This window comes from Micromonospora sp. HK10, from assembly GCF_000982955.1.
GTDB lineage: Bacteria > Actinomycetota > Actinomycetes > Mycobacteriales > Micromonosporaceae > Micromonospora.
The window spans coordinates 25,086-31,592 of the sequence record NZ_KQ058803.1 but is presented as its reverse complement, the minus strand read 5'-3'; the positions used below and the strand labels follow the sequence as shown (position 1 = coordinate 31,592).

Genomic DNA, 6,507 nt, shown 5'->3' with positions numbered 1-6,507 from the left:
CAAGCCATTCAACCGCACCCATCCGCTATCGCGCCGGGCACTTTTACTACGTTACCTCACCGTCTCTGCCGTGTCAAACCGTGTGTACCGGTCTGTCATGCTTCGTACGGGTTGGCGCCGCTGACCACGCGCAGCGGTGACCGCTGCGATTGATCATCGGATTTGGCAGGCCGGCCGCTGCGGTTTCCCGCTGCTCGCCCGTGTCCCTGCCGGTCGACAACCTTACCCGGTCGGTTCCGCTTCACCAAATCCGCCCTACGGCGTGTTCGGCGAGCCCCGCCCGCTCCGGTGCCTTGCGAGATCTTACCTCTCAAGGTCCGGGACCATCAGCGGATCGGGCGTCCGGGACTTTCGTCCCGTTTGCCCCGTTCCGCGCTGGCACAGAGAAAGTTACGCGGCTGTGGGTTTGATCGTCAAATTGGGGGGTAGCGACCCGCCTCACACCCGCTGCGCAACGACGTCTCCCCTGCCCACCGCCTGACCGCCGGACAACCCGACCAAGCCTGCGAGCACTGGCCGCCGCGCGACCGCCCACCACCACGACCGGGCGCGCCGTTGATGCCGACTGCGATGTCAACGACCTGAGCGGTGGCCTGACCATGCCGAGGCGAGCGAACGTCTTGGCGGCCCGCAGCACGGCCACCACTACGGGCGGCTCCGCACCCCACCGCCCGACCTCGATCGACTCCGTATGCGGCAAAGCGGCCCTTCGCGAGCCACCGAAGCAACGAGCTGCCGCAATCCGAGGGGATCAACGGACTCACCGGGTGGAGGACCGGGCTCAGGTGCTTCACCCGAAAGGAGCCGGCTCAGGTGCTCCGCCGGCGCCGAGCCGCGAGCCAGCCGCGGACCCCGAGGACGCCGGCGGTCGTACCGATGACGAGTGACGCCACGATGAGCAGCGCGTGCACCCAGAGGAAGCTGGTGGCCGCGCCCTCGCCCACCGTTCCGGTCGACCAGGCGCGCGGGTCGTTCCAGATAGCGACCGCGAACCTGGGCCAGATGACCCAGGTCCAGACGCCGACGCCCACCAGGAAGAGCGACCAGCCGCGGGAGAGCACCATGGCTGGCCAGTATGCCAGCGGGAGCCGGCACCACCCCCGTCCCGGCCACACCCCCACGCGGAGCTCACAGCGGTTCACGGCCCCGCCGACGACCGGGCTCACGAGCGCCCGCTGGTGACCGGGGTTCACCGGCGGACGCCGACGAACGGGCTCACGGGCGGACGCCGACGACCGGCATTCATCGGCGCCGCCGACGAACGGGCTCACGGGCGCCCGCCGGCGACCGGGACACCGGCACCGGGCAGCCGGCCTTCCACCGCCCCGAGAGCGGGCTCAGAAGCAGGTCACCGCCCCGCCGATCGCCGGGTTCGCCCGGTCGTGGCGGTGCAGGACCCCGGCCGGGTCGGTCATCGCGCCACCCCAGATGGCACAGCCGCCGCCGACGTACCCGCGGACCGGGCCGGCGGCCCAGAGCCGGTGGCCCTCGTCGACGACCGAGGTGCTCGCCTCCGGGGCCAGGTAGACCTGGGTCCGGGTGAGCACGCCGGCGTACGCGGACTTCAGGGTGACCGTGCAGCCGTACCCGGTGAACGGGTTGTGCAGCAGGTGGACGGTGCCGAGCAGCCGGCCGGTGGCGGCGTCGTGGATCGGGTCCTGATCGACGGCGCTGAAGCCCGGTCCGCAGAGCGTCGCCGCGGGGTACGGGTCGGCGGCCCGGGCCCCGCTGCCCGGCGTCCACGCCAGGACCGCCGCCACGGCCGTCGTGAATCCGATTCGTCGAATGGTCCGCCGCATCAAGGTGCTCCCTTTTCTCGATCCTGCCTGGATGGCCCCAGAATGGTCATCGCCGGCCGGGGACCGAATGTGCGCGGCGAACACCGCGGCCCGGACGGTGGTGTGCCGGGCGGCCGGCAGACCATCGTTGACCTGGCCGGGAGCCCCGCAAGGAATCGGGGCCCGTCGATTATGAGGAATCTCGCAGAAACGCACGTCGATGGCCGTTGAATTGCGTCGGTGTTTCCGCCGCCGGACCCGGGGGCACTCTTTCCGGTGCGACCGACACGACGGAGGTGTGCCATGCAGCCGTTCAATCCGTGGACCTGGCGGGATCCGTCCGCCCTCGCCGGCGGCTACGACCAGACCAGCCCGGACGACGTACCCCGGCAGCGGCTGGCGGGTGACGGCGACGACGGCCCGGACGCGCCGGGCCCGGGCACCCCGATCGACCTGACCGGCTACCGGGTCGAAGCGACCGACGGCGGGATCGGCTCGGTCGCCCGCGCCGACACCGGCGCCGGGTACCTGGTGGTGGAGACCGGACCGTGGATCTTCGGGAAGACGGTGCTGCTGCCGGCCGGCACGGTGGCCCGGGTCGACCACCTGGACCGGGTCGTGCACGTGGACCGCACCCGGGAGCAGGTCAAGGACTGCCCGGCCGTCGACCCGGAGGGCGTCGACCGGGCCGAGTACCGCGACCAGGTGGGCCACTACTACGCCGAGAGCTACCGGCAGGGCTGAGCCGTGCCGCGCGCCGACCACCCGGTTCGGCGCGCGGCGGAGGGCGGCGGGCGAGCCGGGCGGGCGGTTACCCTGTCAGGCATGGTCCGGCCGAGCAGCTGCGCCCCGGAGACCGTCGACGGTCTCCCGGTGGCTGCCGCTCCGGTGCTCCCGCCCCGGGCCGACGACGGTCGGGAGCAGATTCTCGACGTACTGCGTGCCGGTGGGCTGCGGTTCCGCGCCGGCGGGCGATGGCGGCGCTCGTTCTGACGAGCCGACTCCACTGATCCGGGCACACCCCCGGGTCGCCTCCCGCGCGCCCGCGCGTCCTCAGCCACCCGCACGAAAGGCGTACCACCATGTCCACAACCCGCATGCTCACCGGGGACCGCCCCACCGGACGGCTGCACCTGGGCCACCACGTCGGCAGCATCGCCAACCGGGTGCGGCTGCACCGGCGGTACGAGAGCTTCTTCATCATCGCCGACCTGCACATGCTCACCACGCGGAACACCCGCGAGGACATCGAGCAGGTCTCCCGTAACGCCCGCGAGATGGTCACCGACATCCTCGCCGCCGGCGTCGAGCCGGACCGGGCCACCTTCTATCTCCAGTCGGCCATCCCCGAGGTGGGCGATCTCAACACCCTGCTGCAGAACCTGGTCACCGTGCCCCGGTTGGAGCGCGTCCCGTCGCTGAAGGAGATGAGCCGGGACGCCGGCAAGGAGGAGATGCCGTACGGGCTGCTCGGCTATCCCGTCCTCCAGGCCGCCGACATCCTCTGCGTCAAGGGGCAGGCCGTCCCGGTGGGGAAGGACAACGCCGCACACGTGGAGGTGACCCGCGAGATCGCCCGGCGGTTCAACCACCTCTACGGCGAGGTCTTCCCGGTGCCCGAACTGATCATGTCGGAGACGCCCACCCTGATCGGCACCGACGGCCAGGGAAAGATGAGCAAGAGCAGGGGGAACGCCATCGCGCTCGCCGACGACCCGGCCACGGTCCGGCGCAAGGTGATGGGGATGTACACCGACCCGAACCGGGTCCGCGCCGACGTACCCGGCACGGTGGAGGGGAACCCGGTCTTCGCGTACCACGACGTGTTCAACCCGGACCGGGCGCAGGTCGAGGAGCTGAAGGCGCGGTACCGGGCCGGCCGGGTCGGTGACGTCGAGGTCAAGGAGGCGCTCGCCGGCGCGCTCAACCGGTTCCTCGACCCGATCCGGGAGCGGCGGGCCCGGTTCGAGGGACAGCCCGGCCTGGTCGACGAGCTGATCTTCCAGGGCACCGAACGGACCCGGGCCGAGGTGCACCGGACCCTCGTCGAGGTCCGCCGGGCGATGGGCCTGACCAGCGCGTACACCCAGCTGCGCCGACGGGCCGAGCGCTACCGCAAGGCGGTCGCCACGCCGGCCTGACCCTTCCGGGTACGCCGACCGGCCGGTCCGGGTACGCGGTTGCGCCGCCCCCGGGCCGGCCGGTTAGGCTGCTCCGCATGACCAGCTCGCACGCGTTCCCGACGGCGTCCCCCGACGTCCTGGTCGGCACGCTGCGACGCCGGCGGTCCCGCGACCGCCTGCGCTGAGCATTCCTCACCTGCGACCGGCGGATCGAGCCGCCGGTCACCGCCGATCGTCCTCGGTCCGCCCGCATCCGAAGTCCGTGATCCGCCGGAGGCGGATCCGAGCGAGATCGGCGTACCCATGGATCTGGAGAAATTGCTGACCGACCGGCTCGCGCCGGCCTTCGCGACGGTGGCCGGTGGGCCGGTCGACCCGGTCGTGCGGCGCTCCCAGCGCGCGGACTTCCAGTCCGACGCCGCGCTGGCGCTGGCCCGGCGGCTCGGCCGGCCGCCCCGGACGATCGCCGCGGAGGTGCTGGACCGGGCGGACCTGGCCGACCTCTGCGCGGCGGCCGAGGTGTCCGGACCGGGATTCCTCAACCTGACCGTCGCCGACGGGGCGCTGGCCGGACTCGTGTCGGCGCTCGCCGCCGACCCGCGGCTCGGTGTGCCGCGGACGGCCACGCCGGACACCGTGGTGATCGACTACTCGGCGCCGAACGTGGCCAAGGAGATGCACGTCGGTCACCTGCGCTCGACCGTGATCGGTGACGCCGCGGCCCGGCTGCTGGAGTGGCTGGGGCACCGGGTGCTGCGGGCCAACCACCTGGGCGACTGGGGCACGCCGTTCGGGATGCTCATCGAGCATCTGGTCGACCTGGGCGGAGCCGAGGCGGCGCACGAGCTGTCGATGGGCGACCTGGACTCGTTCTACAAGACGGCCCGGGCGAAGTTCGACGCCGACGAGGCGTTCCGCGAGCGGTCCCGGCGGCGGGTGGTGGCGTTGCAGGGCGGCGACGAGGCCACCCTGCGGCTGTGGCGGCTCCTCGTCGAGCAGTCCGAACGCTACTTCCTGACCGTGTACGACCTGCTGGACGTCACCCTGACCGAGCGCGACTTCCAGGGCGAGAGCAGCTACAACGACCTGCTCGCTCCGGCGGTCGAGGAGCTGGACCGGCTCGGTCTGCTCCGGACCAGCGACGGTGCGGCCTGCGTCTTCCCGCCCGGGCAGGTGGGCCGGGACGGCGAGCCGCTGCCGCTGATCGTGCGCAAGTCCGACGGCGGGTACGGCTACCCGGCCACCGACCTGGCCGCGATCCGGCACCGGACCGGGACGCTGGGCGCCACCCGGCTGCTCTACGTGGTGGGGCTGCCGCAGCGGCGGCACTTCGAGATGGTGTACGCGGCGGCGGCGCAGGCCGGCTGGCTGGTGGCGCCGGCCCGCGCGGAACACGTCGGGTTCGGCTCGATCCTCGGGCCGGACGGGCGGATGCTGCGCAGCCGGGCCGGTGAGTCGGTGAAGCTGGTGGGCCTGCTCGAGGAGGCGGTGGCCCGGGCCACCGCGCTGGCCCGGGAACGGAACCCGGAGCTGGGCGAGGCCGAGGCGGCCGAGGTGGGCCGGGCGGTCGGCATCGGTGCGATCAAGTACGCCGACCTCTCCAGCGACCGGCACAAGGACTACGTGCTGGACTGGGAGCGGATGCTGTCCCTGGACGGCAACACCGCCCCCTACCTCCAGTACGCGTACTCCCGGATCCGGTCGATCTTCCGGCGGGCCGCCGTCCCGGTCCGGCCGGACGCGCCGGTCAGCCTGACCGAACCGGCCGAGCGTGCCCTCGCGTTCGAGCTGGTCGACTTCGCCGCCGTGGTGACCGAGGTGGAACGCAGCCTGGAGTTCCACCACCTGGCCGGCTACCTGTACCGGCTCGCGGCCGCGTTCAGCGCCTTCTACGAGCGCTGCCCGGTGCTGCGGGCGGACGGGCCGGTCCGGGAGAGCCGGCTGGTGCTCTGCGACCTGACCGGGCGGGTGCTGCGGCAGGGCCTGCACCTGCTGGGGATCCGGTCGCCCGAGCGGCTGTAGCGGTCGCCGCCACCCGCCGGCCCTCTCCGGGGCGGGCCGGCCGGGTGACCCCGCGCGCTGATCGATTGTGGACAAATGCTGGTCGGGCGATATGTTAGTCTGCCTCGGTTATTCATGATCACGATTAGTGACCGAGGGGACACATGGCTGCCGGCATTCCAGACGGGGGCGGCTTGCTGGACCCGGACGGCGCCCGGGACCGGCTCGCCGCATGGAAGGGCCGAATCGACCAGCTCGCGGCCGACACGAAGGCGATGAGCGACCGCCTCCAGGCGCTGCGGGTCACCCACGCCGACGGCAACGGCCTGGCCGAGGTCACGGTCGACTCCGTGGGCGCCCTGGTCGACCTGCGGTTGGGCCAGCGGATCCAGCGGGTCGCGCCGGACGTCGTGGCCCGGACCATCATGGACACCGTCCGCGAGGCCAAGCGGCAACTGGCCGACCGCTCGCAGGAGATCATCGCGGACACCGTCGGCACCGAGTCGGCGGCCGGGCGGGCCATCGCGGAGCGGGTCAGCCAGCAGTTGCGTACGGACGACACCGACGCGGCCGGCCCCGACGACCGGTACCGGGGCTGGTGATCA

Annotated in this window: 7 protein-coding genes; 5 read left to right on the top strand and 2 right to left on the bottom strand. The window is 72.4% G+C overall.

The genetic code is table 11. From position 1 onward, the window contains the following. Positions 1-809: 809 nt before the first annotated feature. Complete coding sequence (locus LQ51_RS12415) at positions 810-1,064, bottom strand: SCO4848 family membrane protein (RefSeq protein ID WP_046565311.1); 255 nt, start codon at positions 1,062-1,064, stop codon at positions 810-812. Positions 1,065-1,337: 273 nt separating this feature from the next. After that, on the bottom strand, positions 1,338-1,799 hold the full coding sequence (locus LQ51_RS12410) for a hypothetical protein (RefSeq protein WP_156313056.1): 462 nt from the start codon (positions 1,797-1,799) through the stop codon (positions 1,338-1,340). 282 nt (positions 1,800-2,081) lie between these two features. On the opposite strand from LQ51_RS12410, the gene LQ51_RS12405 reads away from it, so the two are divergent. From LQ51_RS12405 to LQ51_RS12390, 5 genes are all read left to right on the top strand, one after another. Then, positions 2,082-2,522 carry a hypothetical protein gene (locus tag LQ51_RS12405; RefSeq protein WP_046565308.1) on the top strand — a complete coding sequence of 147 codons (441 nt, stop codon included), beginning with the start codon at positions 2,082-2,084 and terminating at the stop codon, positions 2,520-2,522. Positions 2,523-2,603: 81 nt separating this feature from the next. Further along, the gene (locus LQ51_RS33390) at positions 2,604-2,771 is read left to right on the top strand and encodes a hypothetical protein (RefSeq protein WP_197087673.1); all 168 of its coding nucleotides are present in this window, start codon (positions 2,604-2,606) and stop codon (positions 2,769-2,771) included. Positions 2,772-2,860: 89 nt separating this feature from the next. Then, positions 2,861-3,919 (top strand): tryptophan--tRNA ligase, encoded by a 1,059-nt coding sequence (gene trpS, locus LQ51_RS12400; RefSeq protein WP_046565306.1) that lies wholly within the window; start codon positions 2,861-2,863, stop codon positions 3,917-3,919. 285 nt (positions 3,920-4,204) lie between these two features. Further along, entirely contained in the window at positions 4,205-5,923 is a 1,719-nt protein-coding gene (gene argS, locus LQ51_RS12395) for an arginine--tRNA ligase (protein WP_046565304.1), read from the top strand. Between the two features lie 173 nt (positions 5,924-6,096). Beyond that, a complete protein-coding gene (locus LQ51_RS12390) occupies positions 6,097-6,504 on the top strand; it encodes a YbaB/EbfC family nucleoid-associated protein (RefSeq protein ID WP_231605716.1) in 408 nt (135 codons plus the stop codon). Positions 6,505-6,507: the final 3 nt, after the last annotated feature.

Bases quoted from the DNA above. Each gene is read 5' to 3' on its own strand.
- LQ51_RS12405 (WP_046565308.1), top strand. From the start codon at position 2,082: ATGCAGCCGTTCAATCCGTGGACCTGGCGGGATCCGTCCGCCCTCGCC.
- LQ51_RS33390 (WP_197087673.1), top strand. From the start codon at position 2,604: ATGGTCCGGCCGAGCAGCTGCGCCCCGGAGACCGTCGACGGTCTCCCG.
- LQ51_RS12415 (WP_046565311.1), bottom strand. From the start codon at position 1,064: ATGGTGCTCTCCCGCGGCTGGTCGCTCTTCCTGGTGGGCGTCGGCGTC.
- LQ51_RS12410 (WP_156313056.1), bottom strand. From the start codon at position 1,799: ATGCGGCGGACCATTCGACGAATCGGATTCACGACGGCCGTGGCGGCG.
- trpS (WP_046565306.1), top strand. From the start codon at position 2,861: ATGTCCACAACCCGCATGCTCACCGGGGACCGCCCCACCGGACGGCTG.
- argS (WP_046565304.1), top strand. From the start codon at position 4,205: ATGGATCTGGAGAAATTGCTGACCGACCGGCTCGCGCCGGCCTTCGCG.